Here is an 18,443-nt window from a genome sequence, read left to right as displayed (position 1 = left end):
GCGCACAGGAGTTTTTTGTGCGCGCTCCGACGCCCGGGCGGGTGCAGCGCGGCGCGGTGTTGGGTGGTCAGGCTCCCTTCGCGTCCTTCGCGTCCTTCGCGTCCTTCACGTACGGCGATGTCGCTGTTGCGGGTTGTGTGGCGGCTGTGGGTTCGGGGCCGCTGGCCTGGTCCTCGTTGCGGCCTCCCCTCAGGTGGGCGGCAGCCTGATCGGTCTCGCAGCGGCCCGGCACACCGCACTCGTCCGCAACGGCCGCGTCCTGTATGCGGCATCGGGTCCCAACCGCGCCGACATCACCCGCCGCATCATCGCCGCGGAAGCCGGCGGGGACTACGCACGTCTGAAGTCCGGGACCCTCACCCCGCACGAGCAGGAGGTCGTCGAACGGCTCCGGCACGCGCCGCTGCTCATCGATGACGGCAGCGACCTGACCGCGGAGGCCATCGCCGAGACCGCTCCGCTGGCCGAGGACCTGGCGCTCGTCGTCGTGGACCGACTGCAGCGGGCCCGCAACCCGCGTCTGCCGTTGTCCGGAGAACACCTCCCGGCCGCCAGCCAGGTCCTGCGCGAACTGGCCCGCACCCAGCACGTGCCCGTTCTCGCGGTCCTCGACACCGACGACCCGGCCATCGTGAACCTGCTGGACGCGGACGTCATCCTGACGGTCACCGCGGTCCCGGACGCCCCGGAGACGACCGTGACGGTCGCCGAACGGGATCTGGGCATCATCGGCAGCGCTCGTCTGCGCCCCGACCTCGCGCACGCCCGATTCCTCGACGCCGGTACTGCCCCCGTCAGCGGAACGAGCGCAGAGGCACCCGGGCAGAACGCGGGCAGTGGGGTGGAGCAGGAATTGCAGGAGTCGGCCGAAGCCGCGCTTCCCTACACGTCCGGCGCCCAGCAGGGGTTGCCCGCCTCCTTCACCCATGTACTGGCGGCATTGCGCACCGCGCTGGCCAACGGTGACCCCGAAGCCCTTGCGGAAGTCGGGCCGTTCCTCGCTGAGGTGGCTGCGGCGCCGCTGCAACTGCCGGACACCGCTGAGGGACGCCGCCTCGCCGCCGCGCTGCAGTCGTACAGCACCGACGCGTCAGCCGGCACCACCGGGCAGCCCGCCGATGCCCAACCCACCGCTGACAGTGGGCAAGTCTCCGACGACGTCGACGAAGAAGACGACGGGGACGGGGACAGGGACGGGAACGGCCTGGTACCGGGGGATGAGGAGGACGAGCCCGAGGGGGCGGTCTTCCCCGCCCTGAAGATCCTCAAGGACGCGGTCGACCGCTCGAAGATGCACCCGATCAAGGTCATCCGCACCGAGGAACGCGACAGTGGTCCGTGGCCGCTGATCAGTGAGGACATGGACGGCGAGCCCCGTTGGGTCCACCCCGACGTCACCAGTAGGGCGTGATGTGCCTGATCGACCGTAACGGCAGCTACCCGTCCGCCTGTTCGGCCGTTCCCCTCGCCCCGAACAAGCTGCTGCACACCGGCCCCCTCGAAGCGTTCGACAAGACCCAGGCCGGCATCTACCTCATTGACATCCCGGAGTGGAACCGCTCCGACATGGCGCACCCTCTGGGGCGGATCATCGAGCGGCCCGATGAGCAGGGCCGGGTGTGGGTCACCACCCCGCATATCAAGCAGTTCGAGAAGCTTGTGCGCGAAGGCCACCTCGGCGCGGCACCGGCCATCCATGACTCCTGGACCGGGAAGGCCCGCGAGTCGCTCTTCAAGCCTTTCTACGAGGCCACCCGGAAGGCATGGACCGAGCTCGTCCAGGTCGGCGGTGACCCCTACAAGGCGTACAAGACACGGCTGTCCATCGCGCTGCGCCTGCTGTGGCCCAAGCGCGTGGAACAGCGGTCCCCGTTCTGGCGGCCCGACTGGCGCATGAGCATGGTCGCCGAGGCATCCGTCCGTCACTGGGCGGTGGCCTTCAGGGCGGTTCAGGATGGGCACACGCTCATCGCCCTGCGCAACGTCGACGCGGCCGTCTTCAGGACCCCCGCGGACACGCCGCCCGCCACGTACCGGATCGGGACCGGCTTCGGCGAAGTGAAGGCCAAGTACGTTCAGCGCGGCGAGATCATTCCCGAGGGTGACGACTGATGGCCGGGCCCACAGGCCGCGGAGGCTCCCTGGGCGCCGCCCTGAACGACCTCCTGCGCTCTCAAGTCACTCCCCGGCACCGGCTGTCGTCGTACAACGCCCGGTACTGGCACGCCCAGCTCAGCCAGCTCACCGGAACCCACCGCGGCTACCAGGCCCTGGAAGATGCCGGACTCCACGTGACCGCCAAGACCCTGATCAACTGGCTGTCCGATCCTGAGTACAGCATCCGCCGCAGCTACCGCGACCTCATCCCCACCGCCTACGAGAGCGTCGCCATCGTTCCCGCAGCCCCGATCCTCGAACACATCACGGACGGCCAGTTCGAGATCAGCGGCACTGCCAAGACGGGCGATGACGAACGTGAGCGCGGCACGCGGCGGGCAGCGCCCCTGCGCATCGACGGCAGCAGGGGCGACTGGGACGAGATCGAGGAACTCTGGGCCGCCGGCGAGCTCACCGACGACGAGTTCGAGGACCACTTCATCGACGACGTCATCGTGGAGGACATCGGCGAAGGCACCGACGGATGGGAGTTTCCCGGAAGCTCGTACTCCGTCGAGCTCAGGTGACACCCTCATTCCGGAGTCCTTCAAGAACGGCCAGTTCAAGATCAACTTCAGGTCGGGGCCGTGGAAGCCGCTCAGTGCGAGGCCATCGAGGTGGATGCCTCCGGGCCGCGCGGGCGCGGCGATCAGTTCGAGGAAGACCGGCTCACCGCGGTACAAGCCGTCACCAACAGACTCGCCCACATCGCCGACCGAACCCTCCAGCAGGCGCGTACGGCGGACGCCGCGCCGGATCCACGGCACCAGGGCAGGCGCCGCCCTGCCGACGGCCGTCGGGAGCGTGGATGAGGCACGGGTGAGGCGGGTCCTGGCGGTGGCCGAGCAGATCTTCCGCAACCTGACCGGATGCACCGGCTACAGCGGCGAGATGTCACGCGAAATCCGTTGGCCTCCTGCCGGTCAGCGTGGAAGACCGGGCCGGTTATCCGCAGCAGCTGGAGGCCTTCGCCGAGCAGAACCGCGATCGGCTGATAAACACCTGGCCATGGTCACTGGATCATTTGTGTGGCAACAACCCCTGAAATCCGCCTCCAGCGGGGCGGGCCACCTGCGTGCACCTGTTCGGCTGCCGCAGCGCCGAGCCTGCCGTGACCGACGGAGCCATGCCCCTATATGGCATCCAAGATCCCAGGTATGCGGGTGCATCGTCGGCGTCGGCGTCGTCACTCGTTCGAGTTGCATGCTCACAGAGCGAAAGATAGCGTTACGGGCAGTAATAGGCCTGTCGCGTGGTATGAGTGTCGAGGTGCCGTGCGACTCCACGCTCGATTCGGTACACCTGCGGTGCAGCCTCGGTGTGCGCACGATTCATGTCCGCGCCGACGAGTGGAAGCCTCATCGGAGGAAGCGCTCCTTCTGTACACTCCGCGACTCCGGACCCAGGAATTCAGGGAGATCCGTCATGCCCGATTTTCTCCGTTCCTATTCCCGTCGGAAGTTCATCTCCACATCGGCGACCGTCGCGACCGCGGCGGCGACAGGGGCTTTCGGTCTGCGAGCCTGGGGGGAATCCGGAAATCCGGTGTCGGCAAGTGAGAGGCAAAGCATCCGCCCGTTCCGCGTGCACATTCCGGAGCAGGATCTGACTGATCTGCGTCGACGCATCAAAGCGACACGATGGCCCGACCGGGAAACCGTCCGCGATCAGTCCCAGGGTGTCCAGCTGGCCACGATGAAGGAACTCACCCACTACTGGGGAACGACGTACAACTGGCGGAACATCGAGGAGAAACTCAACTCGCTGCCGATGTACATAACAGAGATCGACGGACTCGACATACAGTTCATTCACGTCCGCTCCCGCCACGCGGATGCCTTGCCGATCATCTTGACCCATGGCTGGCCCGGCTCCATTCTGGAGTTCTTGAAGGTCATCGGGCCGCTCAGCAATCCCACGGCCCACGGGGGCCGAGCCGAGGACGCCTTTCACCTCGTCATACCGTCGATGCCGGGCTACGGCTTCTCGGAACGGCCGACGACCACCGGGTGGAACCCCGACCGCATCGCTCGCGCCTGGGCCGTGCTGATGGAGCGTCTGGGGTACGAGCACTATGTTTCCCAGGGCGGGGACTGGGGTGCTGTGATTTCGGACAAGATGGCCGTACAGAAACCACCCGGGCTGCTCGGAATCCACGTCAACTTCCCGGCCACCGTGCCGCCGGACATCGCGAAGAAACTCGCCTGCGGTGACCCCGTACCCGCCGGTCTCAGCCCCGACGAGAAGGCCGCCTACAACCAGCTGGCCGCCTTCTACAAGACTGGATCCGGTTACTCGGCCATGATGGTCACCCGTCCGCAGACCGAGGGATACGGACTGACGGACTCGCCCGCCGGATTGGCCGCCTGGATGTACGACAAATTCGCGGCCTGGACCTACAGCGGCGGCCACCCCGAGCGCGAACTCACCAAGGACGAGATGCTCAACGACATCACCCTGTACTGGGTGACGAACACCGCGGTCTCCTCGTCGCGTCTTTACTGGGAGAACAACGCCAACAACTTCAACGCCGTGTCCGTGTCCATCCCGGCCGCCATCACGGTGTTCCCCGGCGAGATCTACCAGGCCCCGCGCAGCTGGGCGTCACGCGCTTACCACGATCTCTTCTACTATCACAAGGCCCGTAGCGGCGGCCACTTCGCGGCGTGGGAGGTCCCGGGCATCTTCACAGATGAACTCCGGGCCGCATTCTCGTCACTGCGTAACTCCCAGAGAAAAGCAGGAAAGTAGGCTGTCGACAGAATTCGCCTTTCGATGAGCGGTCGACGATCACTGAGCGGCTGGAAGACGGTCAGCCGATCGGCCTCGCTGTCGGCGCCCGATGCGGAACCCCCTCGACCGCGCGGCCCCGCCGCCCGCCGAAACGCCGGACCCGGCCGCACCCACGGCACAGGGGCCCGAGCGCCTCCCCGAGGTGCAGTGGCCGTATCAGCCGCAGTGGGCTCGCGTGCGGCGGGCTGCCACCACTCCCGGCGGCGACTGCGGACGGCTGCTGGTCTTCGTCACCGACGGACCGGCCGACAACCGCCTGACGCCGCAGCATGGTCACCACCTTGGCGAAGCAGCGCGGGCTCAGCCTGGTGAACGGAGCTGTCCAGGACGGCTGCGACGCCGTGATCACACCAACCACGGTGAGATCCTCACACGGTGACCGCAGGTACCGGCGCGCTGATCACTTGCTGGACAGGCAGAGATCTCCGGACCAGGTGTCGCACCGGACACGGCCGGAGGCGAAGGCGATCTCAAGCGCGAGCCGCCCGGTGTCCGGGTCCGCTTCTTCGCGTACCGCCAGGACCGTCTCGCCGAGGTGGTCCGCGAACGCGGTCTCACTGTTGACTGGCGCCACCTCGACGCGGCCCGGCTCCGCCATGTCGTATCCCTCGAATCGGGCCGACGATTCCACGATCAGGCACCACTCCGACCCGGTTGACACGCGGGTAGCGGCCTCTTCGCTGTCGATCAGCCACACGTCCAGCGGACCGGATGGGGACTCTGCACCGCACAAGTGCCACGACGCGACCACTCGTTCAAGACGCCGGCCAACATGGCGAGACCAGGTGCTCGGCAGCGGCGACCCGGTCCGGAATCAAGGTGCCGAGCTCTGGCGCGCTCGTACGCTGGAGCTGTATGAGCCAACTCGTTCGGGTGGCTCGCGGAGATGCGCGTATCGCGCTGGGCGTCTCGTTTCATACCTTCCGTCATGCGGGCTACTGAGGCTCGGCCCCGCGGCCCTACGCCGCCACCGTGCCCAGTAATCCGCCGACGGCCGTTGGCCGCTACGACGACCAAGGTGAGCACGAGTGCACCCGAGAAGGAGACAGCAATGGCGACTGGCACGGTGAAGTGGTTCAACGCGGACAAGGGCTTCGGCTTCATCGAACAGGACGGCGGCGGCGATGACGTCTTCGCTCACTTCAGTAACATTGCCGCTCAGGGCTACCGCGAGCTCAGGGAAGGCCAGAAGGTCACCTTCGACATCGTCCAGGGCCAGAGGGGCCTTCAGGCCGAGAACATCATTCCCTCCTGACGCACGACACAGTGCGCCCCACACCACGCTTGAGTTCTAGTGGTCGTCGAAACACCCCGGCTCAGGGGTTGCGATGGACTTCGAGATTCGACAGGACAAGCTGGGCAGGGGGCGCCGTCTGACGCGTGAGCGGGCGGCATACTTCCAGCTCATGCAGCAGGGCTACAGCAGTGCGGAAGCCTGCCGGACCGTCGGCATCAACTACCGGACCGGCAAGAGATGGCGCAACGGCTGGCATTCGCCGCCCAACGGGCGGAAGGCGAAACCTGCGATCTACGCGGAGGTCTCGCCTTCCGGTCCGTCCAGGTACCTTCGCGAGGAGGACCGCATCCACATGGCCGACCGGCTGCGCGAGAAGGCTTCCGTGCGCGCCATCGCGGCCGAGCTGGGCCGCAGCCCGTCCACCATCAGCAGGGAGATAGGCCGCAACGGCATGGCTCTGCACGGAGACGATTCCCGATGGGTCTACCGGCCACATGCTGTCCAGCGCCGCGCTGAGCAACACCGGCCCCGTCCCAAGCCCGGTAAGCCCGGCAAGACCGGCCAGAGCCGGAACTGCGGGACTTCCTCCAGGACCACCTGGTCCTGCGCTGGAGCCCGGAGCAGATCTGCACCGCTCTGCGCGCACGGTTTCCTGACCGGCCGGAGAGGCGCGTGACCCACGAGACCGTCTACCAGGCCCTCTACGTCCAAGGCCGCGGAGAACTCCGCCGCGAACTCACCAAGGTCCTGCGGACCGGCCGGGCCCGCCGACGGCCCCACCGCCAGGCATACAAGCGCCAGACCCGCTTCACCACGCCCATGGTGATGATCAGCGACCGGCCTGCCGAGGCCGCTGGCCGAGCCATTCCCGGACACGGGGAAGGAGACCTCATCGTCGGAACCGGTCATCGCTCCGCCATCGGCACGCTCGTCGAGCGGACCCCCCGCCACCTGATGCTCGTCCACCTCTCCGACGGCTACCGGGCCGAACACTTCAACCATGCACTGACCAGCACCGTCCAGATGCTGCCGCCCCGCCTCCGGCGGTCGCTGACCTGGGACCAGGGAAGCGAAAGGGCAGGCCGCCAAGCCTTCTCCACCGCCGCGGACATGCCGGTCCACTTCTGCAACCCCGGTAGCCCCTGGCGGCGGGGCTCGAACGAGAACACGAACGGCCTGCTGCGGCAGTACTCCTAAGGGCACCGATCTGTCCCTGCACTCGCGCGAAGACCTGGACGCCGTCGCCGCCGAACTCAACGGACGCCCACGCAAAACGCTCGACTGGGAAACCCCAGCCGAGCGCCTGTCGAGACTTCTCGCGGCGTGATCCGAGCGGGAAACCCGCTCGCCCGAGCCCCTGCCGTCGAGCTTGGATACAGGCCATGGACCTCGATCTGGGCCTCGAAGATGGCCTACATACGCACATCCTGACCGTGGACGACGCAGCGCTGCTGGTCGAAGCCACCCATGGGGAGACGGCACGATCCTTGTGGGCAGACCGACCCTTGGGACCCTACGGACTGAACCGTTCCGGGTTCGGTAGAGACTCTAGATTGTGGCTGTGACCTGCTGTTTTTGCGTGTTCTGGTAGTGGGTGGTTTCGTATTCGGCGGGTGGGACGTGGCCGATCTCACCGTGGAGTCGACGGTGGTTGTACCAATCGACGTACTCAGCGGTGGCCAACTCGACGTTGCTCAGGGCTTTCCAGGGCCGCTGCGGCTTGATGAGCTCGGTTTTGTAGAGCCCGATGGTCGATTCCATCAGGGCGTTGTCGAGGGCGTCCCCGACGGTGCCGATGGACGCGGCGATCTGTTCGGCGGCCAGGTGGGTGGCGAGCCGGAAGCTGGTGTACTGCGATCCGGCATCGGAGTGGTGGATCAACTCCCTTGCGGTGACGGGGTTTCCGGCCCGGTCACGCTGCCACAGCCCCATTTCCAGTGCGGACAGCACCAGCGGGGTCTGCTTGTTCGTCGCTGCGGACCAGCCGACGATCCGGCGGGAGAAGGTGTCGACGACGAAGGCGACGTAGACAGTGCCGGACCAGGTGGCCACGTAGGTGAAGTCCGCGACCCATACCCGGTTCGGAGCACTGGCCACGAACTGCCTGCTGAGCCGGTCCGGAGCCCGCTCGGCGTCCCTGTCCGCCACTTGGGTGGTGACGACCTTCTTGCCGCGCACCGCCCCGACCAGGCCCTCGGCCTTCATCAGCCGCTCGACGGTGCACCGGGCCACCTGATGGCCCTGGCGCTTGAGCTCGGCCCAGATCTTGCGGGCTCCGTAGACGCTGTAGTTGTCCTGGTAGATGCTGACGATCAGCGGCGCCAGTTCCGCGTCTCGCAGGGCACGGGCCGACGTGGGACGTTTCTTGTACGCGTAATAGGTGGACGGGTGGATGCTGCAGTCGTGCTCGGTGAGCGTCCTGCAGATCGGCTCGACTCCGCCGAAGCGGTCCCGGTGCTCGTCGATGAACGCTACGAGCGTGTGTGTGGCCGGTCGAGCTCGGCCGCGAAGAAACTCGCTGCGGCCTTCAGGATCTCGTTCGCCCGCTTCAGCTCGGCGACCTCTTTCTTGAGCGCTTTGAGCTGGGCGGATTCCTCGGTCGTGGTCCCGGTCCGGGCACCGGCGTCGACCTCGGCCTGACGCACCCAGTTCCGCAGGGACTCCGGCCCGATGTCGAGCTTCGCTCCGATCGACCGGATCGCCGCGGACTCCGTCTTGTACTGATCACGCGTCTCCAGGACCAGACGCACGGCCCGCTCCTTGAGCTCCTTCGGGTATTGCTTCGCCATAACGGACTCGATCCTTCCAAAAGATCGAGCCTCGATCAAACCCGGAACGGTTCACACTTCTCCGCCACCATGGCAAGACGGTCCGCGCCTGGGCCCGGAAGAACTAGGTCGAGCTGTGCTTCACCCCGACCTACGTCTCCTGGGCGAACCCGATCGAGGCGCACTTCGGGCCGCTTCGCCCGTTCACCCTGGCCAACTCCAGCCACCCCAACCACACTGTGCGGACCCGCGCCCTTCACCGCTATCTGTGCTGGCGCAACGCCCACGCCCGCCACCGCGACGTCCTCGCCGCCCAGCGGCGCGAGTGCGCGCGGATCCGCAGTGAGAAGGGCATCCGCTGGGGCCGGCGGCTCACAAAGGCCGCAGCCTGATCGTCGGCCCCGGTGAGCGTGCCCGGTCAGAGCCGAGTGCGGGACTGCTCGTCAGGGGCGGGCGTGAACGCCGAGGCCTCCGGAGACGACGAGGTTGTCGCCGGTGATGTAGCCGGCGGCGTCCGAGGCGAGGAAGGCCACGGCTTCGGCGATGTCGGCGGGAGCGCCGACGCGGCTGAGCGGGATGTCCCGAGCCCAGGAGTCGATCATCTCCTGGGAGACACCCATCTTGCTGTAGACAGGGGTGTTGATCAGTCCTGGGCTGACGGCGTTGACGCGGATGCGGCGGGGGGCGAGTTCGAGCGCGAGGGATCGCATGAGGGGCACCAGGGCGCCCTTGGCGGCTGTCATGGCGGCTCCGAGCCCTTCGCCGGCGCCCACGGTGAGCACGACCGAGGCGCCCTCGTTGAGGAGCGGGAGCGCCTTTTGCAGGGTGAAGAAGGTGCCTTTGACGTTGATGTCGAACAGGGCATCGAAGGCGGCTTCGTCGGTTGACTCGATCGGGCCGGGTCGGGAGATGCCCGCGTTGAGGAAGAGCAGGTCGAGGGAGCCGAATTGCCGGCGTGCCTGCTCCATTGCATGGTCGATGTCCGGCAGGGACCTTGCGTCGGCCCGGACGGCCGTGACGTCTTCGGGGAGTCCGGCGTCGGCGAAGTTGCTGACGCCGGTGACCATGACGCGGTAGCCGCGGGAGTGGAGCAGTTCAGCGGTCGCCTTGCCGATGCCGCTGGTTCCACCGGTGATCAAAGCTGCAGGTGCAGACATGATGCGCTCCTTTGTGTGCTTCTGGGAGGTAGGGGGTGATCGGTGAGCGGCTCCGGTCCGTGGGGCGGCGGGCCGTGTCGCGACGGTCACCTGTGGCAGCGTACGCCTGCTTGGCAGTGACTGCCAAATTGCGTGTGAGCGTCACTCTGGCAGTACTGGGTTAACCTGGGCGCATGAAGCAGGAAGCCGAGACAGCGACGGGTGCACCGGCCACGCTGTGGGACCGGACACGGCAGCTGGCCTCCCGAGAGATCCTTGAGACGGCTCTGCGCCTGTTCACCGAGCAGGGCTACGACGAGACGACCATCGCCCAGATCGCCCGGGAGGCCGGTGTCTCCCAGCGCACCCTCTTCCGCTACTTCGGCGCCAAGGAGGACCTTCTCGGCGGCGACCAGGACCGGTTTGGGCAGGTCCTGACGGACACGATCAGCGAACTGCCGGCCGAAGTCGGTGTCTGGGAGGCCCTGCGTGCAGGGGTTGCTGCCGTACTGGCCCTGCATGACAGCCGCGAGCAGGCCCTGGAACGGTTCCGTCTCCTGCACAACACCGCCTCGCTGCGTGCCGGTTGGCTCGAAAAGCGACTGCGGTTCCAGGAGGACCTGCTGCCGCTCGTCGAGGCGCGCATGGACGCTGCTGTCGGCAGCGCGGATCCGGGGGCCCGCGCGGTGATCGGGACGGCGTTCGCGTGCCTGGATGCCGCATCGATGACGTGGGTCGACACTGGCGGCAAGGGCGACATCATCGACCTGTACGACGAATGCCTGGCCGCAGTGCGCTGCTAACCCGCAGCGACCAGCCAGCCCAGAAACCGTGGTTCCGGGACGTCCTCGCCCACCCCGTCCGCTACGAGTTCATCGGCGTCGCCGAGATGCTGCCCGGCCTGGCGCCTGCACTGCCAGATCCTCTCCGACACCGACCAGGCCCAGGCGCTCCTCGTCTACACAGCCACCCCCACCGAAAGCCACGAGAAACTCAAGCTGCTCTCCGTCCTCGGCGACCGGCAACCCCACCTCTGACCTGCGCCGGTCGGCGCGGGGCATGCCGTCTATCGACCATCCCGGCAATGCCCCGAGAATGGTGGACAGGGGCGACTGAAGTTCCCCCCGGGGCCTGGACAGCGGGTGTTTACGCTGCGGGGGTGAGGTCCTGCCGGAGCAAGGTTCTCGTTTCGAGCGGGGTGACGTACCCGTACTCGGGATGCCTGCGGAGTCGGCTGCGGTTGTACTCGATCTCGATGTAGCGGAAGACGTCGGCCCGGGCAGCCTCGCGGGTTTCCCAGACGGTGGTACCGATCTCCGCTTTGAGGACGGCGAACCAGCTTTCCGCAGCAGCATTATCGTAACAAGAGCCGACACGTCCCATCGACTGCCTCATGTGCAACTGACGTATCTCGGCTCGGAATTCGTCACTTGTGTATTCGCTGCCGCGGTCGGTGTGCATGATGCAGTCGTCCTCCAGGCCACCGCGTCCGGCCGCCATCCGCAGGGCGGCGACCGGCAGCTCGGCGCGGTGGTGGCCGGCCATCGCCCAGCCGATCACCTCCCGCGTCGCGAGATCGATGCAGGTCGCCAGATACAACTTCCCTTCCAGGGTGACGAGTTCGGTCATGTCACCAACCAGCCGCATCCCGGGGCGGGGTGCGGTGAAGTCCCGGCCGATCAGGTCGGCGGCGAACACCGCTCGCTTCGCCTGCCGGGTCAGGCCCCGACGCCGACGACGGGTGATCCCGACGATCCGGTGCTTGCGCATCAGCCGCTCGACCTTCTTCGGGTTCACCGCCCGCCCGGCCCGCCGCAGGGCGGCGTGAATCCGCGGGGCTCCGTAGGCGCCGCGCGACCCGGCGTGGAGCACTCGGATCTCGTCCACGAGGCGCTCCTCCTCGCGCCGTGCGGCCCGCCGCGCCGACGCGGCCGCGTGGTGCGCGTAGTAGGTAGAGCGCGGCACTCCCAGTGCACGGCACAGCAGCGCCACGCTGTGACCTGCAAGATGGCTGTCAGATGCCTTCTCCGCGTCGATGAAGCGGCACCGCGCGGCGGTGTCTACCTCATCTTGTCCTGCGCGAAGAAGGCGGTCGCTTTTCCCAGGATGTCGACCGTCTTTTCCAGCTCGCGGACCTTGCGCCGCAGCTGGGCGAGTTCTTCCCGCTCGGCGCTGGTCAGAGCCCCGGCAGGCCCCTCGCCCCGATCGACCTTGGCCTGCTTCACCCAGCCACGCAGACCCTCCGGACTCACCCCCAGGTCCCGGGCGACCTCGGTGACCGTCTTGTCCGACGACAACGCCAGCGCGACGGCATCCCGCTTGAACTCCGCCGTGTACCGCTTGCTCGTATTGCTCTTCTTACTCACTACCTGTGACTGCTTCCTCCGGGACCTTCCGTCCCAGTATCAGGCTGTCCAGGTCACAGGGGGAGCTTCAGATAGCCACATCTGATGTCCCTGGGCGTCCCCACCCTACGAATGGGAGGACCAACCCGATCAAGAACGTAGAGCCCTCTGACGGCCGTGCCCATGCGAACTTGCCGCCCATCCGGGCAGAATGGACCCAACGACGGACGGGTTTATGCGCAGGGCGGTCCGAGAATCTACGAACCTGCGCGTTTCCGCGTGGGACATCCTTGTCCACCCGGACCACGGCGACGTCCGCGCCCGTCGGTACGATGCACGCCGCGCTCTTCTCCTGGACCTGTTCCAGGAGTACGATGTCCAGCCGCCGATCCAGGCCGTCCCGATGACGGACGACCCCGATGTGGCGATGACCTGGTACCAACAAGTCCAGGAGCAAGGCGTCGAAGGCATCGTCTGCAAGCCGGCCGCCTCGGCGCACAGAGCGGGGCGGATCTGGAAGAAGGTCAGGCACGCAGACACGGTGGACGCCGAGATCGTCGGCTACACCTGACCTGCCAGCCCGCCCGCGTGCTCTTGTCGTCCGGCTCCCCGGCGGCCGCATCGCGCTCACACAGACGCTCAAGGCGCTGCTCGCGGCCCAGGTCTCCGCGTACCTCGTTGCGAGCGGACCGTCGCGGAGCGCCCGCACCCGCGCTGTTGCGGCTGGTCGAGCCGGATGAGCGCGGGGATCCGATGTCGCCGTTGCGGTGGACGACCAAGTCGACCCGCACGTTGGCGGTCGAGTTGACCCGCCAGGGGCACCGGGTCGGTGCGGATACCGTCGCCGCTCTGCTGCGGGAGGAGGGCTGCCGCTCAACCGGGGAGTGGAATCGAGCGAGCCCTGGAGCATGCTGGGGACGAGGACTTGCCCCGTCGGTAGCCCATCGCCCGCGACGCAGAATCGCGCAAGAATTTGCGCATCTTGCGTTCACTTGCGGTCTCGGAGCGCAAGCCCACAGCCGCCGCCGAGTCGCGGACCGGACTGTGCGGGCCCGTAAACCTGACCCCGATGCCTGCCATTTGACCGCTTCAGTGGCTCGGAAGTGGCGCCCGCGCCGCCACCGCTCCTGAGTGATGGGTGCTTCTGGTGAATATTGTGCCGTTCCGGCTGTAGACCCGCCCATGCTGCTCTGCAATATTTCGATGAAACAACGCAAAATGCTGCCTCACGACGCCTTTGTAGAGATCTTCTCCGTCAGGTCGGCTCCTGCCGCCTGAACGCACTGCACCCACCTCCGCACTGATCGTCCTGCACCTTTCTGCACCACTCCGCCAGGAATGAGCCGCCCTCGCCGCCCCACCGGCGCGCGAGCCTCCGCAGGAAGCGACCCCGCATGACTCGACACAAGCAGAGATCCCCAAGGCGGCGCGCAGCGACCGCCGCACTCGCCTCCGCCGTCATGGTTCTGGGCCTGCCCGCCGTCGGCGCACACGCGGTCGGCGGCCCCAACGCCGCTGCTGACGCCAAGACCACGGCGGGCAGCATCCGTGGCGCACACGCCGCCGCCAACATCGCCGACGGCGACACCGACACCTACTGGCAGGCCGGAAAGAAGTCGGCCCAGTGGGTGCAGACCGACCTCGGGCGGACCAAGCGCGTCCGCCAGGTCGTGCTGCGTCTGCCCGAGCACTGGCAGACCCGCAAGCAGACGCTGGCGCTCCAGGGAAGCGCCGACGGAAAGAGCTTCGCCACGCTCACGTCGTCGGCGCAGTACGTCTTCAGCCCCGGCAACGACAACACGGTGAAGGTCTCCTTCCCCGCGACCCTCGCCCGGTACGTACGGGCCGACTTCAGCGCCAACTCGGTCGCCGGCACCGCTCAACTCGCCGAGATGCAGGTCCTCACGACCGCCGCCGCGACCCCCAACCTCGCCCAGGGCAAACCCTTCAGCGAGAGCGGGCACGCCGACGTCTACGGCGCGGCCAACGCCGGTGACGGCAACCGCAACACCTACTGGGAGAGCACGAACAACGCCTTCCCCCAGTGGCTCCAGGTCGACCTCGGCTCGTCGGTCCAGATCAACCAGGTGACGTTACGGCTGCCCAGCGGCTGGCCGAGCCGCAGCCAGACCTTCAAGGTCCAGGGCTCGACCGACAACCAGAACTTCACCGACCTCACGGCTTCGAAGGCGTACACCTTCGACAGCACCAACGACCAGTCGACGACCATCTCCTTCGACACGACCACCACGCGGTACGTGCGCGTGCTGTTCACCGCCAACAGCGGCTGGCCCGCCGGGCAGGCGTCCGAGCTGGAGGTCTACGGACCGGCGACCGGCGACACCCAGGCACCCACCGCGCCGTCCAGCCTGAGCTACACCGAGCCGGCCACCGGGCAGATCAAGCTGAACTGGAGCGCGGCCACCGACGACACGGCCGTGACCGGCTACGACGTCTACGCCAACGGCCAACTGCGGGCAAGCGTCGCCGGGAACGTCCTGACCTACACCGACACCCAGCCGGCCGGCAGCGACATCACGTACTTCGTGCGGGCCAAGGACGCCGCGGGCAACGTCTCCGCCAACAGCAACAGCGTCACCCGCAAGGGATCGAGCGGCGACACCCAGGCCCCCACCGCACCCGGAAACCTCGCCTACACGCAGTCCGGCAGCGACGTGAAGCTCACCTGGCAGGCGTCGAGCGACAACGTCCAGGTCACCGGCTACGACGTCTACGCCAACGACCAGGTCGTCAAGACCGTGGCGGGTGACGTCACGACGTACACCGACACTCCGTCGGCGGGTGCCACGGTCACCTACTACGTGAAGGCGAAAGACGCCGCCGGGAACGTGTCGGTGGCGAGCAACAGCGTCACCCGGACCGGTTCCGGCGGCGGTTCCGACCTCGCCCAGGGCAAGCCCATCGAGGCCTCCTCGTACACCTTCACCTACGTCGCCGCGAACGCCAACGACGGCCAGGTCAGCACCTATTGGGAGAGCGGGGGCGGCGCCTACCCGGCCGCCCTCACCACCAAGCTGGGCGCCAACGCCGACCTCAGCCAGGTCGTCGTCAAGCTCAACCCGGATGCCGCTTGGTCCACGCGTACCCAGAACATCCAGGTGCTCGGCCGCGACCAGGATGCGACCGCGTTCACCAGCCTCGCGGCAGCGAAGGACTACACCTTCAACCCGGCGAGCGGCAACACGGTGACCATCCCGGTCTCCGGCGCCGCCTCCGACATCCAGCTCAAGTTTGCCTCCAACACCGGCGCCCCCGGCGCGCAGGTCGCCGAGTTCCAGGTGATCGGCACCCCGGCCGCCAACCCGGACCTCAAGGTCACCGGCATCACCAACACGCCCGCGGCCCCGGTCGAGTCGGAGGCCATCAGCCTGACGGCGACCGTCACCAACAGCGGCAGCAGGGCGGCCAAGGCCACCGACCTGAACTTCACACTCGGCGGAACGAAGGCCGCCACGGCAGACGTGCCGGCCCTCGCGGTCGGCCAGACGACGACGGTCACGGCGAGCATCGGCACCCGGGACGCGGGCAGTTACCCGGTCGGCGCCGAGGTGGACCCGTCGAACAAGGTCATCGAGCAGAACGAGGCGAACAACTCCTTCACCCGCTCCGACGCCCTCGTCGTCAAGCCCGTCTCCAGCTCCGACCTGGTCGCCGCGCCGGTCGCCTGGACGCCCTCCAGCGCCTCTGCGGGCGACAACGTCACGTTCACCGTGGCGATCAAGAACCAGGGAACGTTGGCCTCTGCGTCCGGTGCCCACGGCGTCACGCTGACGATCCAGGACGCAAACGGCACCACCGTCAAGACGCTCACCGGCTCCTACAACGGCGTCATCGCGTCCGGCCAGACGACCGCACCGGTCGGCCTCGGCTCTTGGACGGCCGCCAACGGTAAGTACACCATCAAGACCGTCATCGCCGACGACGCCAACGAACTGCCGGTCAAGCGGGCCAACAACACCACCACACAGCCCCTGTTCGTCGGCCGCGGCGCGGACATGCCGTACGACATGTACGAGGCCGAGGACGGCACCGTCGGCGGCGGTGCCAAGGTCGTCGGCCCGAACCGCACGATCGGCGACATCGCGGGCGAGGCGAGCGGCCGCAAGGCGGTGACCCTCACCGGGACCGGCCAGTACGTCGAGTGGACCACCCGGGCGGCCACCAACACCCTGGTGACCCGCTTCGAGATCCCGGACGGCACCGACACGACGCTCAATGTCTACGTGGACGGCCAGTTCCTCAAGCCGATCGACCTCACGTCGAAGTACGCCTGGCTCTACGGCAACGAGACCTCTCCGGGCAACTCGCCCGGCTCCGGTGCCCAGCGTCACATCTACGACGAGGCCAACCTGCTGCTCGGCAAGACCGTTCCGGCCGGCTCCAAGATCCGGCTCCAGAAGGACGCGGCCAACACCTCCACCTACGCCATCGACTTCATCAACCTCGAACAGGCGACGGCGGTCCCGAACCCGGACCCGGCCGCCTACACGGTCCCGGCCGGCTTCTCCCACCAGGACGTGCAGAACGCGCTCGACAAGGTCCGCATGGACACCACGGGCAAGCTCGTCGGCGTCTACCTGCCCGCCGGCGACTACGAGACCTCCAGCAAGTTCCAGGTCTACGGCAAGGCGGTCAAGGTCGTCGGAGCCGGGCCGTGGTTCACCCGCTTCCACGCACCCGCCTCGCAGGAGAACACCGACGTCGGCTTCCGGGCCGAGGCCAGTGCCAACGGCTCGTCGTTCACCGGCTTCTCCTACTTCGGCAACTACACGTCCCGGATCGACGGTCCGGGCAAGGTGTTCGACTTCTCCAACGTCTCCAACATCACCATCGACGACATCTGGGTCGAGCACATGGTGTGCCTCTACTGGGGCGCCAACACCGACAACATGACCATCAAGAACTCCCGCATCCGCGACACGTTCGCCGACGGCATCAACATGACGAACGGCTCCACGGACAACCACGTGGTCAACAACGACGCCCGTGCCACGGGCGACGACAGCTTCGCGCTCTTCTCGGCGATCGACGCGGGCGGCGCCGACGAGAAGAACAACCTCTACGAGAACCTGACGTCGACGCTCACCTGGCGTGCGGCCGGTATCGCCGTCTACGGCGGCTACAACAACACCTTCCGCAACATCCGTGTCGCCGACACCCTGGTCTACTCCGGCATCACGATCTCCTCGCTGGACTTCGGCTACCCGATGAACGGCTTCGGAACCGATCCGACGACGATCGAGAACGTCTCCCTGGACAGAACCGGCGGCCACTTCTGGGGCTCGCAGGTCTTCCCGGCCATCTGGGCGTTCTCGGCCTCCAAGGTCTTCCAGGGCATCCGCGTCAATGACGTCGACATCGACGACTCCACCTACGGAGGAGTGATGTTCCAGACCAACTACGTCGGCGGCCAGCCGCAGTTCCCGGTGAAGGACACGATCTTCACCGACATCTCCATCACCAACTCCAAGAAGAGCGGGGACGCGTTCGACGCGAAGTCCGGGTTCGGCATCTGGGCCAACGAGCTTCCCGAGCCCGGTCAGGGACCCGCCGTCGGTGAGGCCACTTTCCGCAACTTGCGGATGAGCGGCAACGCGGAGGACATCCGCAACAAGACCACCACCTTCCAGATCAACATCCAGTAGCTCCCGACAGCACCGCATCGAGCGGGGCCGCCCTTCACAAGGGCGGCCCCGCTTCGCCATGTCCGTGCGAGCTGGAACAGCGCCTGGGTGTTGCCTGTGTCGGCGGCCTTCCGGGCGAGCCGTTCAGCCGTCATTCGGTCCGGTGCGATCGACGCGTCCTTCCGGACCGTCGGCGTGCCGGCCGACCCCTTCTCGAGGGCATCGAGTGGGTCCGGGTGCCCGACGCAGCGGTCCAGCTCTTCATCGGATCTGCCCACGCGCTGGTGGGTGCCCGGTCGGTGACCGTCGCTCAACTCGTCGGGCACCGGATCTGGATGCCCGGCGTCGTTCGCGGTAACGAG

The 18,443-nt window shown here is 67.2% G+C and carries 14 protein-coding genes and 5 pseudogenes; 13 read left to right on the top strand and 6 right to left on the bottom strand.

Annotated features, from left to right (window positions below; translation table 11 throughout):
• Positions 1-193 precede the first annotated feature (193 nt).
• The 5 genes from RV986_RS00260 to RV986_RS00240 all read left to right on the top strand — a co-directional run bounded on the left by RV986_RS00260 (position 194) and on the right by RV986_RS00240 (position 4,908).
• The gene (locus RV986_RS00260; protein ID WP_475915437.1) at positions 194-1,411 is read left to right on the top strand and encodes a DnaB-like helicase C-terminal domain-containing protein; all 1,218 of its coding nucleotides are present in this window, start codon (positions 194-196) and stop codon (positions 1,409-1,411) included.
• Positions 1,411-2,112: a hypothetical protein gene (locus RV986_RS00255; RefSeq protein ID WP_475915436.1), complete on the top strand. Its 702-nt coding sequence runs from the start codon at positions 1,411-1,413 to the stop codon at positions 2,110-2,112. The genes RV986_RS00260 and RV986_RS00255 overlap by 1 nt, the downstream gene beginning before the upstream one ends.
• Positions 2,112-2,684, top strand: a complete 573-nt coding sequence (locus RV986_RS00250; RefSeq protein WP_475915435.1) for a hypothetical protein — start codon at positions 2,112-2,114, stop codon at positions 2,682-2,684. Before RV986_RS00255 ends, RV986_RS00250 begins: the two co-directional genes overlap by 1 nt.
• A gap of 60 nt (positions 2,685-2,744) precedes the next feature.
• Entirely contained in the window at positions 2,745-2,969 is a 225-nt protein-coding gene (locus RV986_RS00245) for a hypothetical protein (RefSeq protein ID WP_475915434.1), read from the top strand.
• A gap of 445 nt (positions 2,970-3,414) precedes the next feature.
• Positions 3,415-4,908: an epoxide hydrolase family protein gene (locus RV986_RS00240; protein WP_475915433.1), complete on the top strand. Its 1,494-nt coding sequence runs from the start codon at positions 3,415-3,417 to the stop codon at positions 4,906-4,908.
• Between the two features lie 304 nt (positions 4,909-5,212).
• Here the strand turns inward: RV986_RS00240 and RV986_RS00235 are convergent.
• Both RV986_RS00235 and RV986_RS00230 read right to left on the bottom strand, forming a co-directional pair.
• Positions 5,213-5,308, bottom strand: a pseudogene (locus tag RV986_RS00235) (IS5/IS1182 family transposase); the annotation flags it as partial.
• 42 nt (positions 5,309-5,350) lie between these two features.
• A complete protein-coding gene (locus RV986_RS00230) occupies positions 5,351-5,548 on the bottom strand; it encodes a hypothetical protein (RefSeq protein WP_475915432.1) in 198 nt (65 codons plus the stop codon).
• 453 nt (positions 5,549-6,001) lie between these two features.
• Here RV986_RS00230 and RV986_RS00225 point away from each other — a divergent pair, with 453 nt between their 5' ends.
• Positions 6,002-6,205: a cold-shock protein gene (locus tag RV986_RS00225; RefSeq protein WP_475915431.1), complete on the top strand. Its 204-nt coding sequence runs from the start codon at positions 6,002-6,004 to the stop codon at positions 6,203-6,205.
• Positions 6,206-6,278: 73 nt separating this feature from the next.
• Positions 6,279-7,514, top strand: a pseudogene (locus RV986_RS00220) (IS30 family transposase).
• A gap of 221 nt (positions 7,515-7,735) precedes the next feature.
• Here the strand turns inward: RV986_RS00220 and RV986_RS00215 are convergent.
• Positions 7,736-8,976 (bottom strand): IS3 family transposase gene (locus RV986_RS00215; RefSeq protein ID WP_475915430.1). Its coding sequence is split into 2 segments (ribosomal slippage): positions 7,736-8,703 and positions 8,703-8,976, totalling 1,242 coding nucleotides; the frame shifts between segments, so codons are not numbered across the junction.
• A gap of 83 nt (positions 8,977-9,059) precedes the next feature.
• Here RV986_RS00215 and RV986_RS00210 point away from each other — a divergent pair.
• A pseudogene (locus tag RV986_RS00210) lies at positions 9,060-9,347 on the top strand (IS630 family transposase); the annotation flags it as partial.
• Between the two features lie 51 nt (positions 9,348-9,398).
• Here RV986_RS00210 and RV986_RS00205 read toward each other — a convergent pair.
• Entirely contained in the window at positions 9,399-10,112 is a 714-nt protein-coding gene (locus RV986_RS00205) for an SDR family NAD(P)-dependent oxidoreductase (RefSeq protein WP_475915429.1), read from the bottom strand.
• A gap of 173 nt (positions 10,113-10,285) precedes the next feature.
• On the opposite strand from RV986_RS00205, the gene RV986_RS00200 reads away from it, so the two are divergent.
• A complete protein-coding gene (locus tag RV986_RS00200; RefSeq protein WP_475915428.1) occupies positions 10,286-10,894 on the top strand; it encodes a TetR/AcrR family transcriptional regulator in 609 nt (202 codons plus the stop codon).
• Between the two features lie 343 nt (positions 10,895-11,237).
• On the opposite strand, the gene RV986_RS00195 is transcribed toward RV986_RS00200, so the two are convergent.
• The gene (locus RV986_RS00195) at positions 11,238-12,128 is read right to left on the bottom strand and encodes an IS3 family transposase (protein ID WP_475924140.1); all 891 of its coding nucleotides are present in this window, start codon (positions 12,126-12,128) and stop codon (positions 11,238-11,240) included.
• 23 nt (positions 12,129-12,151) lie between these two features.
• Positions 12,152-12,457, bottom strand: coding sequence for a transposase (locus RV986_RS00190; protein ID WP_111007219.1), 306 nt, complete (start codon positions 12,455-12,457; stop codon positions 12,152-12,154).
• 214 nt (positions 12,458-12,671) lie between these two features.
• On the opposite strand from RV986_RS00190, the gene RV986_RS00185 reads away from it, so the two are divergent.
• The 4 genes and pseudogenes from RV986_RS00185 to RV986_RS00170 form a co-directional block, all read left to right on the top strand.
• Entirely contained in the window at positions 12,672-13,007 is a 336-nt protein-coding gene (locus RV986_RS00185; RefSeq protein WP_475915427.1) for an ATP-dependent DNA ligase, read from the top strand.
• Positions 13,008-13,144: 137 nt separating this feature from the next.
• Positions 13,145-13,303: pseudogene (locus RV986_RS00180) on the top strand (ISAzo13-like element transposase-related protein); the annotation flags it as partial.
• Positions 13,304-13,830: 527 nt separating this feature from the next.
• Positions 13,831-18,102, top strand: a complete 4,272-nt coding sequence (locus tag RV986_RS00175; protein ID WP_475915426.1) for a discoidin domain-containing protein — start codon at positions 13,831-13,833, stop codon at positions 18,100-18,102.
• A 126-nt stretch (positions 18,103-18,228) separates the two neighbouring features.
• A pseudogene (locus RV986_RS00170) lies at positions 18,229-18,443 on the top strand (LysR family transcriptional regulator); the annotation flags it as partial.

Source organism: Streptomyces sp. RLA012, assembly GCF_056270325.1.
This window is presented reverse-complemented; position numbering and strand designations above follow the sequence as displayed.